This is a genomic window from Streptomyces tanashiensis (assembly GCF_014648895.1).
Taxonomy (GTDB): domain Bacteria; phylum Actinomycetota; class Actinomycetes; order Streptomycetales; family Streptomycetaceae; genus Streptomyces; species Streptomyces tanashiensis.
The window spans coordinates 286166-311526 of the sequence record NZ_BMRZ01000006.1 but is presented as its reverse complement, the minus strand read 5'-3'; the positions used below and the strand labels follow the sequence as shown (position 1 = coordinate 311526).

24 protein-coding genes are annotated in these 25361 nt (G+C 72.3%); 13 read left to right on the top strand and 11 right to left on the bottom strand.

Annotated elements, in window-relative coordinates; all coding sequences use genetic code 11:
- Positions 1-60: 60 nt before the first annotated feature.
- A complete protein-coding gene (locus IE237_RS21305; protein WP_189803641.1) occupies positions 61-1413 on the top strand; it encodes a diacylglycerol/lipid kinase family protein in 1353 nt (450 codons plus the stop codon).
- Positions 1414-1483: 70 nt separating this feature from the next.
- Here IE237_RS21305 and IE237_RS21300 read toward each other — a convergent pair whose 3' ends face one another.
- From IE237_RS21300 to IE237_RS21290, 3 genes are read right to left on the bottom strand one after another with little or no spacing between them, the layout of a single operon-like run.
- Complete coding sequence (locus IE237_RS21300; protein WP_229842796.1) at positions 1484-2455, bottom strand: tellurite resistance/C4-dicarboxylate transporter family protein; 972 nt, start codon at positions 2453-2455, stop codon at positions 1484-1486.
- Complete coding sequence (locus IE237_RS21295) at positions 2452-3057, bottom strand: histidine phosphatase family protein (RefSeq protein ID WP_189803640.1); 606 nt, start codon at positions 3055-3057, stop codon at positions 2452-2454. The genes IE237_RS21300 and IE237_RS21295 overlap by 4 nt, the downstream gene beginning before the upstream one ends.
- 23 nt (positions 3058-3080) lie before the next feature.
- Positions 3081-4187 (bottom strand): magnesium and cobalt transport protein CorA, encoded by a 1107-nt coding sequence (locus IE237_RS21290; protein ID WP_189803639.1) that lies wholly within the window; start codon positions 4185-4187, stop codon positions 3081-3083.
- Between the two features lie 268 nt (positions 4188-4455).
- On the opposite strand from IE237_RS21290, the gene IE237_RS21285 reads away from it, so the two are divergent.
- Entirely contained in the window at positions 4456-5574 is a 1119-nt protein-coding gene (locus IE237_RS21285; protein WP_189803638.1) for a winged helix DNA-binding domain-containing protein, read from the top strand.
- A complete protein-coding gene (locus IE237_RS21280; protein ID WP_189803637.1) occupies positions 5571-6032 on the top strand; it encodes an SUKH-3 domain-containing protein in 462 nt (153 codons plus the stop codon). The genes IE237_RS21285 and IE237_RS21280 overlap by 4 nt, the downstream gene beginning before the upstream one ends.
- Before the next feature lie 18 nt (positions 6033-6050).
- On the opposite strand, the gene IE237_RS21275 is transcribed toward IE237_RS21280, so the two are convergent.
- A complete protein-coding gene (locus IE237_RS21275; protein WP_189803636.1) occupies positions 6051-6866 on the bottom strand; it encodes a helix-turn-helix transcriptional regulator in 816 nt (271 codons plus the stop codon).
- Positions 6867-6957: 91 nt separating this feature from the next.
- Here IE237_RS21275 and IE237_RS21270 point away from each other — a divergent pair, with 91 nt between their 5' ends.
- Both IE237_RS21270 and IE237_RS21265 read left to right on the top strand, forming a co-directional pair.
- Entirely contained in the window at positions 6958-8643 is a 1686-nt protein-coding gene (locus IE237_RS21270; RefSeq protein WP_189803635.1) for an AMP-binding protein, read from the top strand.
- 37 nt (positions 8644-8680) lie between these two features.
- Positions 8681-10267 carry an AMP-binding protein gene (locus tag IE237_RS21265; protein WP_189803634.1) on the top strand — a complete coding sequence of 529 codons (1587 nt, stop codon included), beginning with the start codon at positions 8681-8683 and terminating at the stop codon, positions 10265-10267.
- Here IE237_RS21265 and IE237_RS21260 read toward each other — a convergent pair.
- The 3 genes from IE237_RS21260 to IE237_RS21250 form a co-directional block, all read right to left on the bottom strand.
- The gene (locus IE237_RS21260; protein ID WP_368858568.1) at positions 10264-10791 is read right to left on the bottom strand and encodes a GNAT family N-acetyltransferase; all 528 of its coding nucleotides are present in this window, start codon (positions 10789-10791) and stop codon (positions 10264-10266) included. The genes IE237_RS21265 and IE237_RS21260 overlap by 4 nt on opposite strands.
- 19 nt (positions 10792-10810) lie before the next feature.
- The gene (locus IE237_RS21255) at positions 10811-11638 is read right to left on the bottom strand and encodes a TIGR04222 domain-containing membrane protein (RefSeq protein WP_189803632.1); all 828 of its coding nucleotides are present in this window, start codon (positions 11636-11638) and stop codon (positions 10811-10813) included.
- Between the two features lie 121 nt (positions 11639-11759).
- Positions 11760-12305: a hypothetical protein gene (locus IE237_RS21250; RefSeq protein WP_370468237.1), complete on the bottom strand. Its 546-nt coding sequence runs from the start codon at positions 12303-12305 to the stop codon at positions 11760-11762.
- A 902-nt stretch (positions 12306-13207) separates the two neighbouring features.
- On the opposite strand from IE237_RS21250, the gene gcl reads away from it, so the two are divergent.
- Entirely contained in the window at positions 13208-14986 is a 1779-nt protein-coding gene (gene gcl, locus IE237_RS21245; RefSeq protein WP_189803694.1) for a glyoxylate carboligase, read from the top strand.
- Here the strand turns inward: gcl and IE237_RS21240 are convergent, their stop codons facing one another.
- On the bottom strand, positions 14987-16006 hold the full coding sequence (locus IE237_RS21240) for an ArsR/SmtB family transcription factor (protein ID WP_189803631.1): 1020 nt from the start codon (positions 16004-16006) through the stop codon (positions 14987-14989).
- Between the two features lie 59 nt (positions 16007-16065).
- Between IE237_RS21240 and IE237_RS21235 the strand changes: the two genes are divergently transcribed.
- The gene (locus IE237_RS21235) at positions 16066-17298 is read left to right on the top strand and encodes an MFS transporter (RefSeq protein ID WP_189803630.1); all 1233 of its coding nucleotides are present in this window, start codon (positions 16066-16068) and stop codon (positions 17296-17298) included.
- Between the two features lie 369 nt (positions 17299-17667).
- Here IE237_RS21235 and IE237_RS21230 read toward each other — a convergent pair whose 3' ends face one another.
- The 3 genes from IE237_RS21230 to IE237_RS21220 all read right to left on the bottom strand — a co-directional run bounded on the left by IE237_RS21230 (position 17668) and on the right by IE237_RS21220 (position 21084).
- Positions 17668-19125 (bottom strand): catalase, encoded by a 1458-nt coding sequence (locus IE237_RS21230; RefSeq protein ID WP_189803629.1) that lies wholly within the window; start codon positions 19123-19125, stop codon positions 17668-17670.
- A 187-nt stretch (positions 19126-19312) separates the two neighbouring features.
- Positions 19313-20203, bottom strand: a complete 891-nt coding sequence (locus tag IE237_RS21225) for a 2-hydroxy-3-oxopropionate reductase (RefSeq protein WP_189803628.1) — start codon at positions 20201-20203, stop codon at positions 19313-19315.
- A gap of 47 nt (positions 20204-20250) precedes the next feature.
- The gene (locus IE237_RS21220) at positions 20251-21084 is read right to left on the bottom strand and encodes a TIM barrel protein (protein WP_189803627.1); all 834 of its coding nucleotides are present in this window, start codon (positions 21082-21084) and stop codon (positions 20251-20253) included.
- Between the two features lie 137 nt (positions 21085-21221).
- Between IE237_RS21220 and IE237_RS21215 the strand changes: the two genes are divergently transcribed.
- The 6 genes from IE237_RS21215 (at position 21222) to IE237_RS21190 (ending at position 25351) form a co-directional block, all read left to right on the top strand.
- A complete protein-coding gene (locus tag IE237_RS21215) occupies positions 21222-21476 on the top strand; it encodes a YkoF family thiamine-binding protein (protein ID WP_189803626.1) in 255 nt (84 codons plus the stop codon).
- A gap of 44 nt (positions 21477-21520) precedes the next feature.
- Complete coding sequence (locus IE237_RS21210) at positions 21521-21859, top strand: helix-turn-helix domain-containing protein (RefSeq protein ID WP_229842806.1); 339 nt, start codon at positions 21521-21523, stop codon at positions 21857-21859.
- A 155-nt stretch (positions 21860-22014) separates the two neighbouring features.
- Positions 22015-22548, top strand: coding sequence for a 2-oxo-4-hydroxy-4-carboxy-5-ureidoimidazoline decarboxylase (gene uraD / locus IE237_RS21205; protein ID WP_189803624.1), 534 nt, complete (start codon positions 22015-22017; stop codon positions 22546-22548).
- A complete protein-coding gene (gene uraH / locus IE237_RS21200; RefSeq protein WP_116158141.1) occupies positions 22545-22934 on the top strand; it encodes a hydroxyisourate hydrolase in 390 nt (129 codons plus the stop codon). Before uraD ends, uraH begins: the two co-directional genes overlap by 4 nt.
- Before the next feature lie 5 nt (positions 22935-22939).
- The gene (pucL, locus tag IE237_RS21195) at positions 22940-23863 is read left to right on the top strand and encodes a factor-independent urate hydroxylase (RefSeq protein ID WP_189803623.1); all 924 of its coding nucleotides are present in this window, start codon (positions 22940-22942) and stop codon (positions 23861-23863) included.
- Positions 23864-23932: 69 nt separating this feature from the next.
- Positions 23933-25351, top strand: a complete 1419-nt coding sequence (locus IE237_RS21190; protein WP_189803622.1) for a nucleobase:cation symporter-2 family protein — start codon at positions 23933-23935, stop codon at positions 25349-25351.
- The last annotated feature ends 10 nt before the right edge of the window (positions 25352-25361 follow it).

Below are 25361 nucleotides of genomic sequence, written 5' to 3'. Positions count from 1 at the left end.
CCGCGTGCAGGCTGGTGCCCCGGACCGTGCTCGCGGCGGGACACCACGAAGGGGGACACCATGGGCAGGACGCGTGGAACGGACCCCGGCGTGGACGGGGCCGCGCGACTGCTCGCGCGGCTGGCGGTGCTCGCGGCGGTCGGTTCGCTGGTGGTGCTCCTGCTCGCGCTCGGCGACGGCGGCCTCGAAGTGGTCCTGGCCGGGCTCCTCGGCATCGTCCTCTGCGCCGTCGGCCTCTGGTGGTTCGTGGCGCACCGCGGCGCGGTACGCCTCCTGGGGGCGCTGCTCGCGGTCGCCGCGCCCGTCGGCGTCGTGGTCCTCTACGCGTACGACGGCCTGTGGCTGACGGCGCTGCTGCTGGTCCTGTGCTGGGGCGTGGCCCTGGCCTGCGCGCGGGCGGCGCTGCGCAGATCGAGTCCGGAGCGGTCGACGCGCGCGGTCGCGGCGCCCCGCCCGGAGCGAGCGGTCCTGATCATGAACCCGAAGTCCGGAGGCGGGAAGGTCGGCCGCTTCGGGCTCGTCGAGCGGGCGGAGGAGCTCGGAGCGCGGGTGATCCTGCTCGACCCCTCCGCCCCCGCCGACGTCGCCGAGCTGGCCCGCGGGGCCGTGGCCGACGGCGCGGACCTGCTCGGCGTCGCGGGCGGCGACGGCACCCAGGCGCTGGTCGCGGCGGTGGCCGCCGAGCACGACCTGCCGTTCCTCGTGGTCTCCGCCGGAACCCGCAACCACTTCGCCATGGACCTGGGCCTCGACCGCACCGACCCGTCCCGCTGCCTCGACGCGCTGACCGACGGCGAGGAGCTCCGGATCGACCTCGGCGACGTCGCCGGCCGGGCCTTCGTCAACACCGTGTCCTTCGGGGTGTACGCCGACGTCGTGCAACGCCCCGAGTACCGCGACGCCAAGGCGGGCACGATCCTCACCGTCATGCCGGACCTGCTGCTCGGCGAGGGCGTGCGGCGGCTGGACGCGCGGATCGACGGCACGGTGCTCTCGTCCCAGCAGGCCCTGCTCGTCAGCAACAACCCGTACGTCTCGCCCGACGAGTTCAGCGGCGGCGGCCGCCGCCCCAGCCTGGACGACGGCGAGCTGGGGGTGCTCGGGATCCGGGTGGAGGACGCGGCGCAGGCCGCCGACCTGGCCGTCCGGGGCTCCCAGTCCACGGCCCTCACGGTCCTGACCGCACACCGCGTCGAGGTGACCGCCGATACGGAGGAGATCCCCGTGGCGGTGGACGGCGAGGCGCTGCGGATGCCCACCCCGGTCGTGTGCACCCTGCGCCCGGGCGCCCTGCGGGTCCTGGTGCCGCGCGACCGGCCCGGCGTCCCCGCACCCGTGCCGCCCGTGCGATGGCGGCGGATCCTCGACCTCGCGTTCGGCCGGGTGGAGCGGCCGGCCGGGGCGTCGCGGTAGCGGAGCGGCGAACCGTCCGGGCTCCGCCCCACGGCCGCCCACCGCCTCGCCCGAGGAGCCCTCCGCCGGCCTAGGGGGTGCCGGCGGGCCGCCCCGTGAAGGTGCGGATCAGGCCGTACGCGGTCAGGAGCCAGGCGGCGACCGCGATCCACAGCAGGACCCGGCCCAGCGTCCCCAGCCAGTCCACTCCCGTCGCCGCCGCGGTCGACAGGGACGCCACCGCCGTCATGCCGAGCGGGAAGACCGTCGCCCAGCGGAGGACGTCGTAGCGGAGACGCCGGTGGGCGAGCTCGCCGCAGAGCAGGACCGCGTACCAGGTCAGGTCGAGGGCGAGCAGGACGAACGTCGTCCTCCGCAGGGCCGTCTCCGCCCCGCCCGACCAGGCGCCCGAGGTGAGGAGCTTCGACCCGGCGAGTGCCGAGATCGCCATCGCCCCGCCCGCGATCCAGTGGTCGCCCGCGCCCGTCACCACCTGGCGGACGTCGAAGCGGGCCAGCGCGTCGGCGTACAGCGCGAGACCCAGCAGGAAGAGGACGAGGGCCACCCGTGCGAGCCAGTCACCGGTCTCCGGCGCGAGGAGCGCGGACAGCACCGCGAGCCCCTGGGTGGCCACACAGACCAGGAACGCGGCGCCCGGTGCCCGCCGGGTCAGGTGCCGTAGCACGGTGGCCAGCAGCACCGGCCAGACCGCGGAGGCCAGGACCAGGAACGCCACCGCCACCGGAGTGCGGCCGAGGAGCTCGAACCGGGCGCCGAGCACCGTCGTGGCGGCCACGGCGGTGAGCGCCGGCGGGGTGTCGGCGTTCGCCGCCCAGCGGCGCCGGTCCCCGAGGAGCAGGGTCGAGAAGTCGAACGCGAGCAGCAGCCACAGCGCGGTGGCCAGGCACAGCGCCACCACCGAGACCCCTTCGAAACCGGTCAGGTGGAGCCCGACCGACAGGATGCCGGTGGCGAGCACCGCGGCCCCGGCCGCCGGCGGCAGCTCCGCCCACCACGCACGCCCCGCCCCGCTCCCGCCCACCTCGGCCGGGGCCCGCGTCACGCGAGGGGAAGGGGGCGCTGGTTCCAGCCCGCGACCACCGGCAGCCCGTGCTCCGTCGACAGCCGGCCGACCGTCGCCGTCGTCAGGAGGAACAGCCGCCCCTCGGGCGCGGGCAGGCCCAGATACCGGGCGGTGAGGACGCGCAGCAGATGCGCGTGCGCCACCACCACACCGTCGTCCCCGGAGCCCGCGAGCAGCGGTGCGGCGCGCGCCAGGACCCGGTCCGCCCGCCGCCCCACGTCCTCGGCGGTCTCACCGGGCCGCCCGTCGGGGTGCGGGGGCACACCGTCGCGCCACAGCGACCAGTCGGGCCGGGACTCGTGGATGCGGGCCGTGGTCAGCCCCTCGTACCCGCCGTAGTCCCACTCGCACAGGTCCTCGTCCGCCGAGGCGCCCCGCAGACCGGCCAGCTCGGCCGTGTGCCGGGCCCGCCGCAGCGGACTGGTGAGCACGAACGCGAAGGGACGGCCCGTGAAGAACGGCGCGAGCGTACGCGCCTCCGCCTCGCCGTCGGGCGTGAGCGGCAGATCGGTACGGCCGGTGTGCCGCCCGGTGGCGCTCCACTCGGTCTCACCGTGGCGGATCAGGAGGAGGTCACCCATGGCCCGCTGCTCCTTTCCTTCCTCTACAGCCAGTCCTTCTTCTTGAAGACGACGTACAGGCTCACGCACACCACCGCCATCAGCACCACCGCGAACGGATACCCGCCCGCCCAGTGCAGCTCCGGCATGTTGTCGAAGTTCATCCCGTAGATCGTTCCCACCAGCGTCGGCGCGAAGAGGATGGCGGCCCACGCGGAGATCTTCTTGATCTCCTCGTTCTGCTCGAAGCCGGCTTCCGCCAGGGCGCGCATCTCGGCGTTCTGCTGCTGGGTGACCAGGGTCGCGTTGACCGTGAGGATGTCCGCCAGGGCCTGGCGGAAGCCGTCGACGCGCTCGCTGGTGTGGGTGACGTGGTCGGCGACGTCGCGGAGGTAGCGCTGGAGCTCCTCGTCCGTGCCGTACTTGGCGAAGCCGGCCATCAGGGCGTGCAGCATGCCCACCAGGGGGCGGGTGGCGCGCTGGAACTCGACCATCTCGCGGGAGAGTTCGTAGATGCGGCGGGAGACCGCCGGGTCGCCGCCGAAGACCTCCGTCTCGATCTCGTCGATGTCGTTCTGGACGCCCGCCACCACCGGGGCGTAGCCGTCGACCACCGCGTCGAGGATCGCGTACAGGACCGCTTCGGGTCCCAGGGCCAGCAGGTCCGGGTTCTGCTCCATGCGGCGGCGGACGGCCGTGAGGTCCGGGGCGGCGCCGTGCCGGACCGTGATGAGGAAGTCCGGGCCCACGAAGACATGGAGCTCGCCGAAGTCGACCTCCTCCTGGGCGTCGAGGTAGCGGGCGGCGCGCAGGACGACGAAGAGCGTGTCGCCGTACCGCTCCAGCTTGGGACGCTGATGGGCCTCCAGCGCGTCCTCGACGGCCAGCTCGTGCAGGTCGAACTCGGCTGCCAGGGAGTGGAGTTCCTCCTCGGTCGGGCGCTGGAGGCCGATCCAGGCCATGCCGTCGGGGTGCTCGCGCAGCTGGCGGAAGGTGTCCGCGAGGGTGAGGGGGGAGGAGACCCGGCGACCGTCGCGGTAGAGCGTCGACTGCACCACGCTGGGCTGTACCGAGGGCGGCCGCGCGGACGAGGCCGCGGGCGGCGGTTCGGGCCGGCGGCGCCAGGCCGCGCGGGGGCGACGGTCGGACATCGTCGTGCACCTCCTCCTCGGTCGGTGGACCGAGAGCAGGATATATGGGGCGAATCACTCCCGTCCGGATACCGTCCCCGTCTCCCCTCGATCCCGACCCGGCCTCCGCCCGGTCCCGCCCCGGTGTTCCCTCGATTCCGACCCGGCCTGCCCTCGGTCCCGTCCCGGTCTCCCCGGTCCCGTCCCACCCCTCCTGGGATCCCGCTCGGACCCCTTCGATACGCCTTGAGGACGGAATCTGTCCGCAACTCTCGGTAGCGTACGGATCATGGCCCTCAAGACGACCCACCCCGTGCTCGGTGCCCGCGCCCTGAACCGTGCCACCCTCGACCGGCAGCTGCTCCTGCGCCCCGCCCCGCTCGGCGTCGAGGAGGCCGTCGCCCACCTCGTCGGCCTCCAGGCCCAGAACACCAAGCCCCCGTACTACGCGCTCGCCGCCCGCCTCGACGGGTTCCGGCCCGAGGACCTGTCCGCCCTGATGGAGTCCCGGCGGGTCGCCCGTATCGTCTCGCTCCGGTCCACCGTCCACACCCACACCGCCCGCGACGCCGTCGGCCTGCGCCGGCTCGTCCAGGCCGGGGCCATCGACCGGGAGCTGAAGATGTTCCGGAAGGGGCTCGACGGCGTCGACCTCGACCGGCTCACCGCCCTGGCCACCGCGTACGTCGAGGAACAGCCCCGCACCCCCAAGGACCTGCGGGAGCACCTGCTCCAGGAGTGGCCGGACGCCGACCCGCTGGCGCTCACCATCGCCGCCCGCTGTCTGCTCCTGATGGTGCAGGTCACCCCGCGCGGCCTCTGGCGGCGCAGCGGGCAGGTCGCGCTCACCACCGTCCGGACCTGGTTCGACGGGCCCGAGGACGAAGCCGCCGACCTGGACGAGACCGTCCTGCGCTACCTCGGCGCCTTCGGCCCCGCCTCCGTCAAGGACATGCAGCTCTGGTGCGGTCTCACCCGCCTCCGCCCGGCCTTCGAGCGGCTGCGGTCCGAGCTCCTCGTCTTCCGGGACGAGCAGGGCACCGAGCTCTTCGACCTCCCCGACGCGCCCCGCCCCGACGAGGACACCCCCGCCCCGCCCCGCTTCCTCCCCGAGTTCGACAACCTGCTCCTCTCGCACGCCGACCGCACCCGTGTCGTCCCCGCCGAGTACCGCACCCGCACCTGGACCGGCAACCAGGCCCACCGCGTCTTCCTCCTCGACGGCTTCCTCGCCGGGCTCTGGCGCCTCGACGAGGCGAAGGACCGCACCACGCTCACCATCGAGCCCTTCGCACGAGTGACGCGCGCGGAACGCGCGGCGCTCACGGCCGAGGCGGAGCGCACCCTGCGCCTCCTGGCGCCGGCGGACGTCCCGTACGACATCGTCACCGCGGAGGTGGCCGGGTGACTCCGGAGGAGGTCGAGGCCGTCCTGACGGAAGCGGGCTGGTTCCCGGGGCGTGACGTCGGCGCGCGGCTCCCGGGGATGCTGGCCTTCGTGACCGAACGGTTCGCCGAGGAGGGCCACCCCGTCGAAGCGTTCCCCGCGGCCGGGGACTTCGTCCGGGAGTTCGGCGGACTGCGTCTGGTCATCCCCGGGACGCCGCCGGACTCCGTCGGATTCACCCCGCACTGGATCTACGAGGAGAGCGGCGAGGACGTGGCCGAACTCGCCCGGAACCTGGGGAGGAGGCTCTTCCCCGTCGGATACGAGACCTTCGACGGGGCCATGGTCCTCATCGACGAGACCGGGCGCTTCTTCCTCCTGCACCACACCGGCCCCTCCTACCTCGGAGCGGACCCCTACGAGGCCGTCGGCCGTCTGCTGCGCGGCCCCCTGGAGGACGCGCGGCACCATTTCGTCTGACAGCGGGCCCGGGGCCCGCTACGGCAGCGCCCCCGCCCGCCGGGCCGCCACCACCGCCTCCAGGCGGGTGTGGGCGCCGAGCTTGCGCATCGCCGAGCGGAGGTAGCCCTTCACCGTCTCCGGCCGCAGGCCCAGGCGCTCCGCCGCCGTCGCGTTCGTCGCGCCGGAGGCGACCGCCGCGAGGACGTCCGTCTCGCGGGGGGTCAGGGAGACCCCGGGAGCGGCGGGCGCGCCGCCGGAGGCCGACTCCAGGCGGCCGCAGACGGCGAGGAGCCGCTCCCGGAGCGCGGGGTCGACGACCTTCGGGGCCAGTTCGCGCAGCTCCCCGTACGCCTGGCGGACCTCCTCCCAGGACGGTCCGGGCGGCGGCGGCGCCAGCAGCTGCCGTACCTCGTCCCGTACCGCGAGGGCCTGCTCCACGTCACGCGCCGCCGCCATCGCCGCGTCGAAGACGCGTTCGCCGATCGGGAGGGACTCGCGCAGCGCCCCGTAGAGCACACCGCGCACCTTGCGGCGCACGACGACGGGGACCGCGATCACCGCGCGCAGGCCCTCCGCCGAGACCGGCCCGTCGTACTCGTGGGTGATGTGCCGCGAGGACGGGTAGTCCGTGACCGCGCACGGCCGCGACAGCGCCAGGCACTTCCCGCCGAGGCCGTAGCCGGCCGAGATCGCGAGCCCGCTCAGCGCCGGCGTCACGGCCCCGCTCAGCTCGGCGATCCGCAGGGTGCGGCCCTCCTGGAGCAGTCCGCCGAAGACGACGGGCAGCCCGCTGGCGCGCCTGAGCCGCAGCAGCGCCGTCCGCAACTCCACCGCTTCCGTCTTCTCGGGCACGGGACCACTCCTTCACCCCCGAACGGGGGTAGTGAGACCTGGGTCACCGATTACACGATGTCCGGGACAGGTCCCGCAATGAGGAGGACACATGACGCCCACGAGCGCGACCGGCGCGACGGAGGGGTTCCGGGCCGCCCGGGACTTCCTGCTGCAGCATCGCGAGGACTACGAGACGGCCTACGAGGGCTTCGCCTGGCCCCGGCCCGACCGTTTCAACTGGGCGCTCGAATGGTTCGACGTCATCGCGCGGGACAACGACAGGACCGCGCTGCACATCGTCGAGGAGGACGGCTCCGAGACGCGGGTGAGCTTCGCCGAGATGTCCGCCCGCTCGAACAGGGTCGCGAACTGGCTCCGGGCCCAGGGCGTGCGCGCCGGCGACCGGATCATCCTGATGCTCGGCAACCAGGTCGAGCTCTGGGAGACCGTCCTCGCCGCCATGAAGCTGCGCGCCGTCCTCATCCCCGCCACCCCGCTCCTCGGCCCCGCCGACCTGCGCGACCGCGTCGACCGGGGCCGCGCCCGGCACGTGATCGTGCGGGCCGAGGACACCGCCAAGTTCGACGACGTCCCCGGGGAGTACACCCGGATCGCGGTCGGCGGCGACGGGGTGAGCTGGCTGGGGTACGAGCACGCCGCCCAGGCGTCGGACGTGTTCGAGCCCGACGGAGTGACCCTCGCCGACGACACCCTGATGCTGTACTTCACCTCCGGCACGACCGCCCGCCCCAAGCTGGTGGAGCACACCCACACCTCGTACCCCGTCGGTCACCTGTCGACGATGTACTGGATCGGGCTCAAGCCCGGCGACGTGCACCTCAACATCTCCTCGCCGGGCTGGGCGAAGCACGCCTGGTCCAACCTCTTCGCGCCGTGGAACGCCGAGGCGACCGTCTTCATCCACAACTACACCCGCTTCGACCCGGCCCGCCTCATGGACGAGATGGAGCGCAACGGCGTCACCAGCTTCTGCGCCCCGCCGACCGTGTGGCGCATGCTGATCCAGTCCGACCTGACCCGGCTGAAGACCCCGCCGCGCGAGGTCGTCGCCGCCGGCGAGCCGCTCAACCCCGAGGTCATCGAGTCGGTGCGGCGCGCCTGGGGCGTCACGATCCGGGACGGCTTCGGCCAGACGGAGACCGCCGTCCAGGTGTCCAACAGCCCCGGCCAGCGGCTCAAGCAGGGCTCCATGGGGCGCCCGAGCCCCGGCTTCCGGGTCACCCTCGTCGACCCGGTGAGCGGCACGCCGGACGTCGAGGAGGGCGAGATCTGTCTCGACCTCGCCGCCAACCCGGTGGGTCTGATGACGGGCTACCACGGCGACCCGGAGCGCACGGCCGAGGCGATGGCGGGCGGCCACTACCGCACCGGCGACATCGGCTCCCGCGACGCGGACGGCTACATCACCTACATCGGGCGCGCCGACGACGTCTTCAAGGCCTCCGACTACAAGATCAGCCCCTTCGAGCTGGAGAGCGCCCTCCTGGAGCACGAGGCCGTCGCCGAGGCGGCCGTCGTCCCCGCCCCCGACCCGCTGCGGCTCGCCGTCCCCAAGGCGTACGTCGTCCTGGCGGCGGGCTGGGAGCCGGACGAGGAGACCGCGAAGGTCCTGTTCGCCCACTCGCGCGCGGTGCTCGCCCCGTACAAGCGGGTCCGCCGCATCGAGTTCGCCGACCTGCCGAAGACCGTCTCCGGCAAGATCCGGCGTGTCGAACTGCGCCGGCTGACCGCGGAGGGCGGCGGCAAGGAGTACGCGGAGGGTGACCTCGCATGACCGCCGTGAACCTCTCGCACGTGGAAGGCGACCTCGCATGAACCTCTCGTACGCGCACGGAGTGTCGGACACGCCGCTCCTCGGCGACACCATCGGCGCCAACCTCGACCGCGCCGTCGCCGCCTGGCCCGACCGGGAGGCCCTCGTCGACGTCCCCACCGGACGCCGCTGGACGTACGCCGCATTCGGCGCCGACGTCGACCGGCTGGCGGACGCGCTGCTGGGCAGCGGGGTCGCCAAGGGCGACCGGGTCGGCATCTGGGCGGTGAACTGCGCCGAGTGGGTGCTCGTCCAGTACGCCACCGCCCGCATCGGCGCCATCATGGTGAACATCAACCCGGCCTACCGCGCCCACGAGTTGGAGTACGTGCTCCAACAGGCCGGCATCTCGCTGCTCTTCGCCTCCCTCGCCCACAAGACCAGCGACTACCGGGCCCTGGTCGAGCAAGTGCGCGACACCTGCCCCGAGTTGCGCGAGGCCGTGTACTTCGGCGACCCCACCTGGGACGCACTGCTCGCCCGTACGCCCGGGGAGCTGCGGCCGGAGCCGCTCTCCTGCGACGAGCCCGTCAACATCCAGTACACCTCGGGGACGACGGGCTTCCCGAAGGGCGCCACCCTCTCCCACCACAACATCCTCAACAACGGCTACTTCGTGGGCGAGATGATCGCCTACAGCGAGCAGGACCGCATCTGCGTCCCGGTGCCCTTCTACCACTGCTTCGGCATGGTCATGGGGAACCTCGCGGCCACCTCGCACGGCGCCTGCATCGTGATCCCGGCCGCCTCCTTCGACCCCGCCGCCACCCTCCGGGCGGTCCAGGACGAGCGCTGCACCTCGCTGTACGGGGTGCCGACGATGTTCATCGCCGAGCTCAACCTGCCCGACTTCGCCGCGTACGACCTCTCCACGCTCCGCACTGGCATCATGGCGGGCTCGCCGTGCCCGGTCGAGGTGATGAAGCGGGTCGTCGCCGAGATGAACATGGCGGAGGTGTCGATCTGCTACGGCATGACCGAGACCTCGCCCGTCTCCACCCAGACCCGCCGTGACGACGACCTGGAGCGCCGCACCGGCACGGTCGGCCGGGTCATGCCGCACGTCGAGGTGAAGGTCGTCGACCCGGCGACCGGACTGACCACCGAGCGCGGCACGGCGGGCGAGCTGTGCACCCGCGGCTACAGCGTGATGCTCGGCTACTGGGACGAGCCGGAGAAGACCGCCGAGGCGATCGACCCGGGCCGCTGGATGCACACCGGCGACCTCGCGGTCATGCGGGACGACGGATACGTGCAGATCGTCGGCCGCATCAAGGACATGATCATCCGGGGCGGGGAGAACGTGTACCCGCGCGAGATCGAGGAGTTCCTCTACGGCCACCCCAAGATCGCGGACGTGCAGGTCGTCGGCGTCCCCGACGAGCGGTACGGCGAGGAGATCCTCGCCTGCGTGATCCCCCGCGACCCCGCCGCCCCGCCCACCCTGGAGGAGCTCACCGCCTTCTGCCGGGACCGGCTCGCCCACTACAAGATCCCGCGCAGGGTGGAGATCCTCACCGAGTTCCCGATGACGGTGAGCGGCAAGGTGCGGAAGGTGGAACTGCGCCAGACGTACGGCTCCTAGGGCCGGTCCCGGACGAGCTCCCGCCGCATGCAGACGCGGGGCCAGACCGACAGGCCGTGGGCCGCCTCGGCCCGGCTGATGGCGCGCAGCCCCTCCGTGAGCGCCGGGTCGGCGTCGGAGAGCGGGCGGAAGCCGAGCCGCGTGTAGTACGGCGCGTTCCACGGCACCTCGGTGAAGGTCGTCAGCGTCAGGGCCGCCAGGCCCTGCTCCCTGGCGGCCGCCGCCAGGTGCTCGATCAGCGCCCGGCCGACGCCCCTGCGGGCGGCGTCCGGGTGCACCGACACCTGCTCGATGTGGGCCGCGCCGTCCACGGTGTCCGTGAGCAGGTACGCCACCGGGCGGTCGGCGGCGTCCACCGCCACCCAGGCCCGGCCCGCACTGCGGTAGGCCTCCAGGACGTCCAGGGGCAGCGGGTCGTCGTCGGCGATCGCCGCCATGCCGAGAGTGCGGAACGGCTCGCCCGCCGCTCGTTCGATGTCCTGGAGCAGCGGGAGTTCGGCCGGAGCGGCCGCTCTGATGCGCATACGACAGTATGGCGCGGCCTCAGCGCACCGGACCGCCCGCGCCCGGACCACCGTCCGCCGGCGGCCGGTTCCGGTCGTCGCCCCGGGGGCCCTCGTGCTCCCGGGGCCGGTCGAGAAGGCCGCCGTCGCGCGAGAAGCGGGGCAGGAACAGGGCCAGCGCCGGATCGCCGTACAGCGCCACGTACAGCTGGACCAGCCGTCCGTCCGTCACCTCCCGCCGGTGGGCCGGCAGCGGATACCGATCCCGCAGGCCGTGGAGGAGCCGCCGCGCCGCCCTGGTCGTGGCCGGCAGGCGCAGCAGCGCCACCGCCACGAGGACCGGCGGCAGCCCGGCCGTGAGCGCCCCGGCCAGGCCCGTCCCGGAGGCCCCGGTCGCGAACGGCCCCGCCAGCACGGTCAGCGGTACGCACCCCAGCAGAGCCCGGGCCGCCCACAGCCGGGTGAGCGGCCGCAGCAGCCCGGCCCCGCGCAGCTCGCCGCGCAGCGTGTCCACCGCCCGCCGCGCCTCGGGGCGCAGCGCGAGGGCCCGCAGCGCGAGCGCCCGGTGCAGGGCCCCGTGGACTCCGAGCTGGACGGGGTCGCGCGTGCGGCCCGGTCCGCCATTGGCCCGAATCGTATGTTTGCGGCCCGCCGCGACCGCCCCGCGCTGGTGCAGCGCCACCAGGGCGACCGTGACGGCCGCCCGCCGCCCGCCCCGCAGCAGCGCGAGGGCCTGCGGCGCGGGCACGGCATCCCCGTCCGCCGTACCGCTGTCCCTGCTGCGGGTTCCGCGCGCGGTCAGCAGCAGGGTGGCGAGCAGCAGCTCTCCCCAGGCCGCCCCGATGAACCACCATGTCCCCGTCGGCATGACGCCCACCCCCCGAGGGTGTTGTGCCCGGGGGAGCGTGATCGTCACGCGTGAATGGCCGATTTCGGATGCCGAGGAGTTGTGTGGGCCCCCGGGGCGGCCCGCCCGGCGCCTCCCGTGCTCAGGCGCCGCCCGCCGCCAGGCCTTCCGCGGCGTCGCTGACCGGCTGCGGGGTGCCCGTCAGGTCGAGGACGAAGAGCGGGAGACCGAGCTCGGCGGCGCGCGAGCGGGCTTCCGGGGTGTAGCCCGCGAGCGAGAAGAACACGCTCACGGCGGAGGCGCTCAGGCCGTTGAGCCAGAGGCACTCGACGGCCCGCAGCCCGGTCGGCCGGGTGCTCGGGTCGACCTGGGCGACCAGACCGGGCGCCCGCAGGTCCACGCCGGACGCGGGGCGCTCCTCGGGCTGGACGACGTCCCGGAAGCCGAGCCAGCGCAGGTACCCGGCCGCCGCCGCGACCGCGTCCCGCGAGGTCCGGATCGTCACGGGCCGGAAGGCCCCGCGCAGCGGAGCCGGGCGCGGGGCCGTGACCGGCAGCGGGATGTGCGCGGGGTACCGCTCGGCGAAGGTGCGGGGCGCCGCCGGGCCGGGCCCGTCCGCCCCGAGCCCGGCCGCACCGGCCCCGCCCCGGGCGCCCGGCCCCGGCCCGAACCACGGGGACCCGGGCACGGCCGGGGTGTCGGCGGGACCTTCACCGGCGGAGGTGCCTTCACCGGCGGAAGTGCTGTCGCCGGCGGAAGTGCCGTCGCCGGCCGGGCCGCCGGGCCTGCCGCCGCCGGACCGTCCGCCGTCGGACCGGCCGCCGCCGGCGCCGCGGGCGCCGTCCGTCGTGCCGCCGGCCGCGCTGCCGGAGGTTCCGTGGCGGCCCGTCCCCGGCCGTGGACCAAGGTCCCGTCCCTCAGACGTCGGCAGCGGTGAGCCGGGGTCCGTCCGCGGCGGCGACGGGGACGGACCCGGGTCCCGCGCCGGTGCGGCGCCCCCACCGGTTCCGGCCACACCGCCCGCCGTGCCGGGCGGGGTGCCGCCGGCCTCCGTAGCCGTCCCGCCCGCCGGCCACGGCCCCGGCTCCACCGGTCGTACCGGTACCCGCAGCACGGTCCCGCACGGGCAGCCGAGTTCCGGGTGGGGCCAGTCGTTCTCGCGGCCGCAGGCCTCGCAGCGGACGGTGACCCACTCGTCCGTCCAGTTCCGGTGCGTGATCGGCTGCGCGACCGCGCCCGCCGCCACCGGTGGGGCGACCGGGCTTCCGCACACGCAGGGGAGGGCGGGTGCCGCGTACGCGTGCGTGCGCAGGCACTCCGGACAGTTCACCGGCACCGACTCGCCCACAGCCCAACCCCCTGTCGTTCCGCCCCATCGTCCACCCATCCGGCACCCCGGGGGAGGCTGTTCGGCCACTTCGGTGATCCCGCCGTACGGACTTCTCTTGACGGCTCTCCGCAGCCCGACCTACATTGCTTCCGTATAGCAGAACAGTATTTCCGCATTACGGAAACAGGCGGTCGGGCCTCCCGAGACGGGGCGCCCGCCTGGATCCGCCCGGCCGAAGCAGGAGCACTCCCATGCCTCGTATGACCGCCGCCGCAGCGGCCGTTGAGATCCTCAAGCGCGAAGGCGTCACCCAGGCGTTCGGCGTCCCCGGCGCGGCGATCAACCCCTTCTACCGCGAGCTCAAGAACGTGGGCGGCGTCGGCCACACGCTCGCCCGCCACGTCGAGGGCGCGTCCCACATGGCCGAGGGCTACACCCGCGCCAAGGCCGGCAACATCGGCGTCTGCATCGGTACGTCCGGCCCCGCCGGCACCGACATGATCACCGGCCTGTACTCGGCCATCGCGGACTCCATCCCGATCCTCTGCATCACCGGCCAGGCGCCGGTCTCGAAGCTCCACAAGGAGGACTTCCAGGCCGTCGACATCGCCGCCATCGCCAAGCCCGTCACGAAGGCCGCCACGACCGTCCTGGAGGCCGCGCAGGTCCCCGGCGTCTTCCAGCAGGCCTTCCACCTGATGCGCTCCGGCCGTCCCGGCCCGGTCCTCATCGACCTCCCGATCGACGTCCAGCTGACCGAGATCGAGTTCGACCCGGAGACCTACGAGCCGCTGCCGGTCTACAAGCCGCAGGCCACCCGCGCGCAGGCCGCGAAGGCGCTGAACTTCCTGCTGGAGTCCGAGCGTCCGCTGATCGTCGCCGGCGGCGGCATCATCAACGCCGACGCCTCCGACCTCCTCGTCGAGTTCGCCGAGCTCACCGGCATCCCGGTCATCTCCACCCTCATGGGCTGGGGCACCATCCCGGACGACCACGAGCTCGCCGCCGGCATGGTCGGCGTCCAGACCGCGCACCGCTACGGCAACGCGACCTTCCTGGAGTCGGACTTCGTCCTCGGCATCGGCAACCGCTGGGCCAACCGCCACACCGGCTACAACATGGACGCCTACACCAAGGGCCGGAAGTTCGTCCACGTCGACATCGAGCCGACCCAGATCGGCAAGATCTTCGCCCCCGACTACGGCATCGCCTCCGACGCCAAGGTCGCCCTGGAACTCTTCATCGAGATCGCCGAGGAGCTCAAGGCCGCCGGCAAGCTGCCGGACTTCTCCGCCTGGGCCGCCTCCGCGCAGGAGCGCAAGGCCACCCTGCAGCGCCGTACGCACTTCGACAACATCCCCCTGAAGCCGCAGCGCGTCTACGAGGAGATGAACAGGGCCTTCGGCCCGGAGACCCGCTACGTCACCACCATCGGTCTCTCCCAGATCGCCGCCGCGCAGTTCCTGCACGTCTACAAGCCGCGCCACTGGATCAACTGCGGCCAGGCCGGCCCGCTCGGCTGGACCATCCCGGCCGCCATCGGTGCCGCCACCGCCGACCCGGAGACGCCGATCGTCGCCCTCTCCGGCGACTACGACTTCCAGTTCATGATCGAGGAGCTGGCGGTCGCCGCCCAGCACAAGGTCCCCTACGTCCACGTCCTCGTGAACAACGCCTACCTCGGTCTGATCCGCCAGGCGCAGGGCAACCTCGGCATCAACTTCGAGGTCAACCTCGAGTTCGAGAACATCAACACCCCCGAGATCGGCGTCTACGGCGTCGACCACGTCAAGGTCGCCGAGGGCCTCGGCGTCAAGGCCATCCGCGTCACCGACCCCGACAAGCTGGGCGAGGCGTTCGAGGAGGCCAAGAAGCTGGCCGTCGAGCACCAGGTCCCGGTCGTCGTCGAGGCCATCCTGGAGCGCATCACCAACATCGCCATGAGCAAGACGGTCGACATGAGCGACGTCACCGAGTTCGAGGACCTGGCCACCGAGCCCGGCCACGCGCCGACCGCGATCAAGGCCCTCCAGGTCTGATCACGGAGCCGTGAGACGGCCCCCGCCCCGAGGAGCACCGGGGCGGGGGTCTCCCTGTGCCGTCACCAGCACGGCACCCGCCTCCGTCCACTCGTACAGCACCGAGCGGCCCGCCCGCCCCCGCCGGACGAGCCCGGCGTCGAGCAGCACCTTCAGATGCCGGCCCACAGACCCGAGCCCCTGCCCCGTCAGCGCCACCAACTGGCTGGTGGACAGTGGACTCCCGAGCCGTACGAGCACCCCGGCGCGGGCCGTCCCGAGCAAGGCCCCCAGGGCCCGCGGCACGGCCGGACCGGCCGCGTCCGCCAGAGCGCCCGCGCAGGGGTAGACGATCGCGTAGCGCTCCGTCCCCTCCCACGACACCCAGCCCTTCGCCGGTGTCACCGGCACGAACAGCAACCGGCCCCGGTCGACCGAACGCGGCGGATAGTCACGGGTGTTGACCTGGAGCCGGCCGTCGCCGAGCCAGCGCATCTTCCCCGGGCACAGCTCGTCGAGCGCCGCCGCCCAGCCGCCCCGGCTCAGCATCGCCGTCCGCGCCACCACGTCGGCCTCCAGGATCCGCCGCCGGCGCGCCCACTCCGGCCGCACCGTCTCCCGCCACACCCACCCGAGCACGCCCGCGAGTCGGTCCGGAAGATCCCGCGCCGAACGCAGCGGCTCCGGCACCGGGCCGCCGATCGCCACCGCCAACTGGTCCACGGCGTCGGCCGGTCGGGTCGCCCGCACCGCCACGACCTCCTCCTCGAAGCTCCGCTCGCGGTCGCCCAGCGGGGTCGGGGTGAGGAAGTCCGCGTTCCAGCTGGGGCCGATCGCCGCCCGCACGAGCAACGCGTCGAGCGGCTCCGCCGCCAGCCGCTCCCGGTACGCGGACAGGTGCCGGTCGAGCCAGGCACGCTCACCCGGGTGCGCCGCCGACGCCGCGTGCAGGACCTTGAGCGAGGCCACCGTCTCGGCGAGCGGCGACAGCACGAACGAGCTCCCCGCCAGCGTGTCCGTGCCGATCTGCCACCAGCCCATGTTTCGCCTCCCCGCGAAACAATACCGACGGGTCCGCGCGGGCTCCGAGACTCCGCACCATGCCCCGCTACCGCGCGCTCTTCCGCACGCCCGAATTCACCCCGCTCTTCGTCACCGGCTCCGCCCACACCGCCGCCCAGACGGTCGCCGGACTCGGTCTCGCCACGCTCGTCTTCCGCGCGACCGGATCCCCCCTCCTCTCCGCCCTCGCCCTCTTCGGCCCCTCGCTCGCCCAGCTGCTCGGCGCGACCACCCTGCTCTCCGCCGCCGACCGGCTGCCGCCGCGCGCCGCGATCTCCGGCATCGCCCTCTTCTTCGCCCTGGGCACCGCCGTCCTGGCGGTCCCCGCCCTGCCGACCTGGGCGGTCTTCCTGATCCTGCTCGCCGAGGGGCTCGCGGCCTCACTGGGCGGCGGGGTGCGCCACGGGCTCCTGAACGAGATCCTTCCGCGCGAGGAGTACCTCCTCGGCCGCTCCGTGATGAACATGTCCACCGGCGCCTTCCAGATCGGCGGCTTCGCCACCGGCGGACTCCTCGTCGCCCTGCTCTCGCCGCGCGGCACGGTCCTCGCCGGCGCGGGGCTCTACCTCGCCGCCGCCCTGGCCGCCCGCCTCGGTCTCGGGGCCCGGCCGCCCCGCGTGGCCGGGCGGCCCTCGGTCGCCGAGACCTGGCGCACCAACGGACGGCTCTGGGCCGTGCCCGCCCGCCGCAGGGCCTACCTCGCGCTCTGGGTGCCGAACGGCCTCGTCGTCGGCTGCGAGTCGCTCTTCGTGCCGTACGCCCCCGAGCGCGCCGGGCTCCTCTTCGCCTGCGGCGCGCTCGGGATGCTGGCCGGGGACACCACCGTCGGCCGCTTCCTCCCGGCGCGGCTGCGCGACCGGATCCGCTTCCCGCTCCAGGCGCTGCTGGCGGCCCCGTTCCTGCTGTTCGCCCTCGATCCCGCACTGCCCCTGGCGCTCGTCCTCGTGACCGTGTCGGCGGTCGGGTACGCGGCGAGCCTGCTGCACCAGGAGCGGCTGATGGCCCTGGTGCCGGAGGAACTGAGCGGTCACGCCCTCGGGCTGCACACCTCGGGGATGCTCGCGCTCCAGGGAGTGAGCGCGGCGCTGGCCGGCACCCTCGCCCAGTACACCTCACCGCGCACGGGCATGGTGCTGCTCGCCCTCGCCTCGCTCACCGTGACGTTCCTGCTGGCCCGGGCGGAGCGCGGCGGGGAGCCCGGGGAACCCGGGGGAGTGCCGTCGGGCGCGGCACGACCGGCTCCTCGCGGGGAGCGCCGGCGAACGGCCTGAGCGGGGCCGTACAAAGAAGAAGAGCGCGGAACCAGGGACCGTAAACCTGGTTCCGCGCTCTCCCGTTGTGACCGCCCGACGGCACGAGGCTGGCGCGACAGGACGTTCGCGTCGCCGGGCGGAGTCTTGGGATCCCCTCGGAAGGGGGGCGTTGGGACCGCGGCGGTGCCGACGGGCGCCGTGGCGGTTCCCCTTCCTTCAGGTCAGGAAGGGGGCCCGGCGTCCTTACCACCGCACTGGCTCGGAGCCGCCGCGGTCCTCACGCTTGTCCGGTTCGCCGACCACCCCTCATCCGGGCCGGCGATCCGGACCACGTACGGCACTGACCTCCCGTCAGGTGCCGTACGCAGTCTGGGTGCTGCTGTGCGGTCAGTCCTCGCGCAGGGCCTCGACGGCCTCGCGGACGCGCTTGCCGTAGTCCGCGTCGGCGGCGGCGAAGTGCGCGAGGTTCTTCTCGATGACGTCCTCGCGGGACACCTGGGAGAGACCGCCGGCGATGTTGGCGATCAGGCGCTTCTTCTCGTCCTCGGACATCAGGCGGTAGAGCTCACCGGCCTGGAAGAAGTCGTCGTCCTTGGTGTGCGCGGGCGCCTCGTGGGTGCCGGTCCAGCCGTGGATCGCGAGCGGCGCGGAGAGCGCGGCGTCGGTCTGGGCCGGGCCCGAGTACGAGTTGGGCTCGTAGTTCTTGTCGTGGCGCGAGCCCTGGCGGGTGGCCATGGCGCCGTCGCGGCCGTAGTTCTCGGCCACGGTCGCCTTGGGGGCGTTCACCGGGAGCTGGGTGTGGTTCACACCGAGGCGGTAGCGGTGGGCGTCGGCGTAGGCGAAGAGTCGGCCCTGGAGCATCTTGTCCGGCGAGGGACCGATGCCCGGCACGAAGTTGTTCGGGGAGAACGCGGCCTGCTCGACCTCGGCGAAGACGTTGTCCGGGTTGCGGTCGAGGACCAGGCGGCCCACGCGCTGCAGCGGGTAGTCGCTGTGCGGCCACACCTTGGTGAGGTCGAACGGGTTGAAGCGGTAGTCCGCGGCCTCGGCGGCCGGCATCACCTGGACGTACAGGGTCCACGAGGGGTTCACGCCGCGCTCGATGGCCTGGAGCAGGTCGGTCTGGTGCGAGTTGGCGTCCTTGCCGACGAGCTCGGCGGCCTGCTCGGCGGAGAGGGAGCGGATGCCCTGGTTCGTCTTGAAGTGGTACTTGACGAAGAAGGCCTCGCCCGCCGCGTTGGTCCACTGGTAGGTGTGCGAGCCGTAGCCGTTCATGTGACGGTACGAGGCCGGGATGCCGCGGTCGCCCATGAGCCAGGTGATCTGGTGGGTGGCCTCGGGGGCGTGCGCCCAGAAGTCCCAGACGTTGTCCGGCTCCTGCTTGCCCGTGAAGGGGTCGCGCTTCTGCGAGTGGATGAAGTCGGGGAACTTGATCGGGTCCTTGATGAAGAACACCGGGGTGTTGTTGCCGACGAGGTCGTAGTTGCCCTCTTCGGTGTAGAACTTCAGGGCGAAGCCGCGGGGGTCGCGCACCGCGTCCGCGCCGCCGAGCGAGTCGGCCACGGTGGAGAAGCGGAGGAAGGTCTCGGTCTTCTTGCCGACCTCACCGAGGAAGTCCGCCTTGGTGTACGCGGTGACGTCGTCGGTCACCTCGAAGTAGCCGTACGCGCCGGAGCCGCGGGCGTGCACCACGCGCTCCGGGATCCGCTCACGGTTGAAGCGCGCGAGCTTCTCCAGCAGGTGCTGGTCCTGGAGGAGGAGAGGGCCACCGACGCCGGCGGTGGCGGAGTTCTGGTTGTCGGCGACGGGGGCGCCGGACTCGGTCGTAAGCACGCGCTTCGACATCGTGACCTTCCGTACGGGAGCTCTGCTGACGGTCCGAGGAGCGTAAATTCGGCTCGAACAGCACGTCAACAGTTTGTTGAAAATGAAGTGTGGTGTTCCGGTCGGCGACGACGCCTGGGCGCGACAGGACAGGTTGTCAGCGCCGCCGCCGACCGGAAATCAGGGGCCCCGGTGACGGGGCGGAGGGTCAGACCTGCTGGCCGGAGAGGCGCTCGACGGCGCGCAGCAGGGCCGAGTGGTCCAGGCCGCCGTCACCCTGCGCGCGCAGCGAGGCGACGAGCTGGGCGACGACCGCGCCGACCGGGAGGGCCGCACCGACGTTGCGGGCGGCGTCGGTGACGATGCCCATGTCCTTGTGGTGCAGGTCGATCCGGAAGCCGGGCTTGAAGTCCCGGTTCAGGAAGTTGTCCTTCTTGCGGGTCAGCACGGTCGAGCCGGCCAGGCCGCCGTTGAGGACGTCCAGGGCGGCCTGGAGGTTCACGCCGGACTTCTCGAGGAAGACGACGGCCTCGGCGCAGGCCTGGATGTTGACCGCGACGATCAGCTGGTTGGCGGCCTTCACCGTCTGGCCGGAGCCGTGCGGGCCGCAGAGCACGATGGTCTTGCCGAGGGCCTCCAGGATCGGGAGGGCCTCGTCGAAGTCGGCCTGCCCGCCGCCGACCATGATCGAGAGCACGGCCTCGATCGCGCCGGCCTCGCCGCCGGACACCGGGGCGTCGATGACGCGGATGCCCTTCTCGGCCGCGTTCTTCGCCAGGTCGACCGAGGTCTGCGGGGTGATCGACGACATGTCGACGATCAGCGCGCCCTGCTTCGCGTTCTCCAGGATGCCCTCGGGGCCGTAGGAGATGGCCTCGACCTGCGGGGAGGCGGGCACCATCGTGATGATGACGTCGGCGTCCTTGACGGCCTCGGCGATCGAGCCGGCCACGGAGCCGCCGGCCTTGGCCAGGCGGTCCAGCTTGTCCTGCTCCAGGGTGAAGCCGGTGACCGAGTAGCCGGCCTTCAGGAGGTTCTCGGACATGGGGGAGCCCATGATGCCGAGGCCGATCCAAGCGATCTTGGGAAGAGTGCTCATGGTGAGGGTGCCTCTCAAAACAAGGTGGTACGGGGAGGGAGCCTGCGTCAGCGGGCGGCGCGGGCCTCGGCCGGCAGCCATGCGAAGGACGCGGCGGCGTCGGCGGCCTTGTACTCCAGGCCGACCCAGCCGTCGTAACCGGCCTTCCTGAGCTCGTCGAGGAGCTGCTCGAGCGGCAGGTCGCCGGTGCCCGGCGCGCCGCGGCCCGGGTTGTCCGCGATCTGGACGTGGCCGGTCTTGGCCGCGTACTCCGCGATGACCTGGCTGACGTCCTCGCCGTTCATCGACAGGTGGTAGATGTCGAGGAGGAACTTGGCGTTGCCGAGGCCGGTGGCGGCGTTGACCTTGTCGACGACCTCGATCGCGGAGGGGGCGCTCACCAGCGGGTAGAGCGGCGACTCCGGCTTGTTGAGGGTCTCGACGAGGAGGATCGCGCCGATGCGGTCGGCCGCGCGGGCGGCCAGGACCAGGTTCTCCAGGGCGAGGGTGTCCTGGATCTGCGGGTCCACGCCCTCGACGCGGTTGCCGTAGAGCGCGTTGAGCGCCTTGCAGCCGACCGAGGCGGCGAAGTCTGCGGCCACCTCGATGTTGGCGCGGAAGCGGTCCGACTCTTCCCCGGGCACGGAGAGGGCTCCGCGGTCCGGGCCGGGGAGCTGCCCGGCGTAGAAGTTCAGGCCCACCAGCTGGGTGCCGGCGTCCTCAAGAGCCTTCTTGAGGGCGTCGAGCTCGCTCTGCTCGGGGGTGGCGGTGTCGATCCAGGGCCACCACAGCTCGACCGCGGTGAAGCCCGCCGCGGCGGCGGCCGCGGGGCGCTCCAGGAGCGGGAGTTCCGTGAAGAGGATCGACAGGTTCACATCGAAGCGCTGGTCCGTGTATCCCATGAGGGGCGGCGCTCCTTCCGTATTGCGGAAGTAAGTTTCTGTCTGACGGAATGTTGCAAGGCGGGCGACACACTTGTCAAGAGGTCCCCGCAGGTCCGGGGCTCCCGTAGCGCGAGGTGGGGCCGTAGCGTGGGGCCATGGAGCGTTTGAGAGTGGAGTTCACGACCGAGCCGTTCGACCTCGACGAGGCGCCGGCGCACGCGGTCGTGGCTCGTGAGGTCATCCAGTCGGCCGAGCTGGACGCGGTCGACGTCGGCCCCTTCGGCAACACGGCGGAAGGCGGCGCCGACGCGGTGCTCACCGCCGTCGACGCCCTGCTGCGCAGGTCGCTCGCGGCCGGCGCCACGCGCGTCTCGCTCCAGGTCAATGTGATCGGGGAGGGCGAGAAGTGAGCGAGCACCCCTTGGTCGCGGCCGTGAAGCCGCTGGTGGACGCCATGGGCGCCGAGCTGCTGGTCCCCGCGCAGGCGGAGGGGGACGACGTCGTCCTGTCCTGGGAGGGGGAGGACGTGCTGGCCGTGCGGCTGCCGCAGCTCTCGGACTCCCTGGACCACATCCTCGCGGCGATGGAGCGGCGGCACGGGATGCCGCTGGCCGAACTGGACCGCAAGGCGAAGCAGGAGGTCGTCCGGATCCTGGAGGCACGCGGTGCCTTCTCCGTGCGTCATGGAGTGGAGACGGTGGCCGGCGCGCTCGGTGTCAGTCGTTTCACCGTGTACAACTACCTGAACCGGGAGACCGCCCTGAACAGGGAAAAGGCCACCAAGAGCGAGTAGTTGATCATGTTTGACCATGAGCCGTCGTCCAGATGTCGGGACGACGGCTTTTGTGTGGCCGAGTTTTCAACAAAGTGTTGACGTTGTGTTGCGGAGGGCGTTAGCTATCCGCAGCCCGTCCGACGCACAGCGAAAAACAGCCACGGAGGCTTCCCGTGACTTCAGGTACGACACCGGGCCTCACCCGGTTCAACACCTCCTCGGACAGCGAGGCCGTCGCCACGCTCCACGAGGTGTGTTCCAGTTCGGCGTGGGGGAGCAGGATTCTCGCCCAGCGCCCGTACACCACCGCCGAAGCCCTCTTCCTCGCCAGTGACGCCGCCATGGCCGAGCTGACCGCCGAGGACCTGGCCGAGGCGATGGCGGGGCACCCGCCGATCGGTCGTCCGAAGGCCGGGGACCCGACCTCCTCCCGCGAACAGAGCGGGATGGCCGGCGCCTCCGCGGAGCTCAAGGCCGAGATGCTCGAACTCAACCTGGCCTACCAGGACAAGTTCGGTCATGTCTTCCTCATCTGCGCCACCGGCAGGACCGGCGAGCAGATGCGCGACGCGGTCCGGGAGCGGATCTCGAACTCGCCCGAGCGGGAGCGGGAGATCGTCCGCACCGAACTGGGCAAGATCAACCGCATCCGGCTGACCCGTCTCGTGGAGACTCCCGAGACCCCCGAGGAAGAGAGCTCCCGATGAGCACCGACACCACCGCCTCGGTGTCCACACACATCCTGGACACCAGCATCGGCCGGCCGGCCGAGGGCGTGGCCATCACGCTCGCGGCCCGCAGCGGCTCCGACGCGGAGTGGGTCACGCTCGGCGGCTCCGCCACCGACGCGGACGGGCGCTGCAAGGACCTGCCGGCGCTGCCGGAAGAAACCACCCACGTGCGTCTCGACTTCGAGACCGAGACGTACTTCGCCAAGAAGCAAGCCGAGGCGCAGCAGGACGCCCCCCGCGTAAGGGACAGCGGTGCGTTCTTCCCGGAGGTGGCGATCACGTTCGCCGTCAAGCCGGGCGAGCACTACCACGTACCGCTGCTGCTCAACCCGTTCGGCTACTCCGTTTACCGAGGGAGCTAGCAGACATGCCCACGATTCTCGGCCAGAACCAGTACGGCAAAGCAGAGAACCGCGTCGTCAAGATCACGCGGGACGGCGCCACCCACCACATCAAGGACCTGAACGTCTCCGTCGCCCTCTCCGGCGACCTCGACGACGTCCACCTCACCGGCTCCAACGCCCACTGCCTCCCCACCGACACGACGAAGAACACCATCTTCGCGTTCGCCAAGGAGCACGGCATCGAGTCCGCCGAGCAGTTCGGCATCCACCTCGCCCGCCACTTCGTGACGAGCCAGGAGCCGATCAAGAGGGCGCGCATCCGGATCGAGGAGTACGCCTGGGAGCGCATCGCCTCCTCCGACGCCAACTCCAAGTTCATCGGCTCCGACGAGGTGAACCACTCCTTCGCCCGCAAGGGCCAGGAGACCCGCGTCACCCAGATCACCTACGACGGCGAGAAGTGGGAGGTCATCTCCGGCCTCAAGGACCTCGTCGTCATGAACTCCACCAACTCGGAGTTCTGGGGCTACATCAAGGACCAGTACACCACCCTCCAGGAGGCGTACGACCGCATCCTGGCGACCCAGGTGTCCGCCCGCTGGCGGTTCAACTGGACCGACGACGACCAGCGCATGCCCAACTGGGAGCGGTCCTACGAGCAGACCCGGAAGCACATGCTCGAGGCCTTCTCGGAGACGTACTCGTACTCCCTCCAGCAGACGCTGTACCAGATGGCCACGCGCATCATCAACCACCGCTCGGAGATCGACGAAGTCCGCTTCTCGCTCCCGAACAAGCACCACTTCCTGGTGGACCTCGAGCCCTTCGGCCTGAAGAACGACAACGAGGTCTACTACGCCGCCGACCGCATGTACGGCCTCATCGAGGCCACCGTCCTCCGCGACGGAGCCACGGCGCTGATCCCGGTCGACATGACCAACCTCTAAGCGGCATCTGAGTGACGGCCCCGCCCGCCCGCAGTCGGGCGGGGCCCGCACCAGAGCGGAGGCATTTCCATGGCACAGCCCGCAAAGGGGCCGGCGCACGCCGAAGGCCCGTGTTCCACTCCGCCGTCCACCACCGCCCCGGCCCCGGCCGCGTGCCACCCGGTGGACGAGAAGCTCCCCGCCTCGCGGCTCGTCCCCGCGGCGCTCCAGCACATCGCCGCCATGTACGCCGGCGTCGTCACCCCTCCGCTCATCATCGGCCAGGCCGTCGGCCTGGACGCCGCCGGAATGACGCGGCTCATCGCGGCCAGCCTGCTCATCGCCGGGTGCGCGACGATCCTGCAGACCCTCGGCCTCGGACGCTTCGCCGGCAACCGGCTCCCGTTCGTCAACGCCGCCTCGTCCGCGGGCATCGCCCCGATGCTCGCCATCGCCGAGACGAGCGCCCCCGGACACCAACTCCCCGCCATCTACGGCGCGGTGATGGTCGCCGGAGTCTTCTGCCTCGCCGTCGGACCCTTCTTCGGCAGGCTCCTGCGCTTCTTCCCGCCGCTCGTCACCGGCGTCGTCATCACCCTCATCGGGGTCACCCTGATGCCCGTGCCCGTCGGCTGGGCCCAGGGCGGCGACAAGACCGCCGCCGACTTCGGCGCCATGAAGTACCTGGCACTCGCCGGCTTCACCCTCGTCGTCATCCTGCTCTTCCAGCGCTTCGGCAAGGGCTTCGTCAAGCAGATCGCCCTGCTGCTCGGCCTGCTCATCGGCACCCTCGCCGCGATCCCCTTCGGGATGGCCGACTTCAGCGCCCTGCGTGAGGCGCCCGTCGCCGCCCTCCCCGCGCCCTTCGCCTTCGGCGCCCCCGAGTTCCAGCCCGCCGCGATCCTCTCCCTGTGCATCGTGATGCTGGTCCTCATGACCGAGTCCAGCGCCGGCATGCTCGCCCTCGGCGAGATCTGCGAGCGCCGCAGCGACGGCAGGACCATCACCCGCGGCCTGCGCACCGACGGCATCGCCACCCTGCTCGGCCCGGTCTTCGGCGGCTTCCCGACCTCCGCCTTCGCCCAGAACGTCGGCGTCGTCTCGCTGACCCGGGTCCGCTCCCGGTACGTGGTCGCCGTCGCCGGCGGAGCCCTGCTCGTCCTCGGCGCCTTCCCCGTCCTCGGCGCGGTCGTCTCCATGGTCCCCATGCCCGTCCTCGGCGGCGCCGGCATCGTCCTCTTCGGCTCCATCGCGGTCAGCGGCATCCGTACCCTGTCCGAGGCCGGACTCGACGACAGCTCCAACATCATCCTGGTGGCCGTCGCGCTCGGAGCGGGCATCATCCCGCTCGCCGCGCCCACCTTCTACGCCGGCTTCCCCGCCTGGGCGCAGACCGTGCTCGGCTCCGGCATCAGCGCGGGCGCGCTCGTCGCGGTCCTGCTCAACCTGTTCTTCCACCATCTCGGCACCCGGAGCCGTCACACGGCTCCGGCACTCAAATCCTCCTAGGGTCCTGCCG

Coding starts and splice junctions, on each gene's coding strand:
- IE237_RS21305 (WP_189803641.1), top strand. CDS start 61: ATGGGCAGGACGCGTGGAACGGACCCCGGCGTGGACGGGGCCGCGCGA.
- IE237_RS21295 (WP_189803640.1), bottom strand. CDS start 3,057: ATGGGTGACCTCCTCCTGATCCGCCACGGTGAGACCGAGTGGAGCGCC.
- IE237_RS21290 (WP_189803639.1), bottom strand. CDS start 4,187: ATGTCCGACCGTCGCCCCCGCGCGGCCTGGCGCCGCCGGCCCGAACCG.
- IE237_RS21285 (WP_189803638.1), top strand. CDS start 4,456: ATGGCCCTCAAGACGACCCACCCCGTGCTCGGTGCCCGCGCCCTGAAC.
- IE237_RS21270 (WP_189803635.1), top strand. CDS start 6,958: ATGACGCCCACGAGCGCGACCGGCGCGACGGAGGGGTTCCGGGCCGCC.
- IE237_RS21265 (WP_189803634.1), top strand. CDS start 8,681: ATGAACCTCTCGTACGCGCACGGAGTGTCGGACACGCCGCTCCTCGGC.
- IE237_RS21260 (WP_368858568.1), bottom strand. CDS start 10,791: ATGCGCATCAGAGCGGCCGCTCCGGCCGAACTCCCGCTGCTCCAGGAC.
- IE237_RS21255 (WP_189803632.1), bottom strand. CDS start 11,638: ATGCCGACGGGGACATGGTGGTTCATCGGGGCGGCCTGGGGAGAGCTG.
- gcl (WP_189803694.1), top strand. CDS start 13,208: ATGACCGCCGCCGCAGCGGCCGTTGAGATCCTCAAGCGCGAAGGCGTC.
- IE237_RS21240 (WP_189803631.1), bottom strand. CDS start 16,006: ATGGGCTGGTGGCAGATCGGCACGGACACGCTGGCGGGGAGCTCGTTC.
- IE237_RS21235 (WP_189803630.1), top strand. CDS start 16,066: ATGCCCCGCTACCGCGCGCTCTTCCGCACGCCCGAATTCACCCCGCTC.
- IE237_RS21230 (WP_189803629.1), bottom strand. CDS start 19,125: ATGTCGAAGCGCGTGCTTACGACCGAGTCCGGCGCCCCCGTCGCCGAC.
- IE237_RS21225 (WP_189803628.1), bottom strand. CDS start 20,203: ATGAGCACTCTTCCCAAGATCGCTTGGATCGGCCTCGGCATCATGGGC.
- IE237_RS21220 (WP_189803627.1), bottom strand. CDS start 21,084: ATGGGATACACGGACCAGCGCTTCGATGTGAACCTGTCGATCCTCTTC.
- IE237_RS21215 (WP_189803626.1), top strand. CDS start 21,222: ATGGAGCGTTTGAGAGTGGAGTTCACGACCGAGCCGTTCGACCTCGAC.
- IE237_RS21210 (WP_229842806.1), top strand. CDS start 21,521: ATGGGCGCCGAGCTGCTGGTCCCCGCGCAGGCGGAGGGGGACGACGTC.
- uraH (WP_116158141.1), top strand. CDS start 22,545: ATGAGCACCGACACCACCGCCTCGGTGTCCACACACATCCTGGACACC.
- pucL (WP_189803623.1), top strand. CDS start 22,940: ATGCCCACGATTCTCGGCCAGAACCAGTACGGCAAAGCAGAGAACCGC.
- IE237_RS21190 (WP_189803622.1), top strand. CDS start 23,933: ATGGCACAGCCCGCAAAGGGGCCGGCGCACGCCGAAGGCCCGTGTTCC.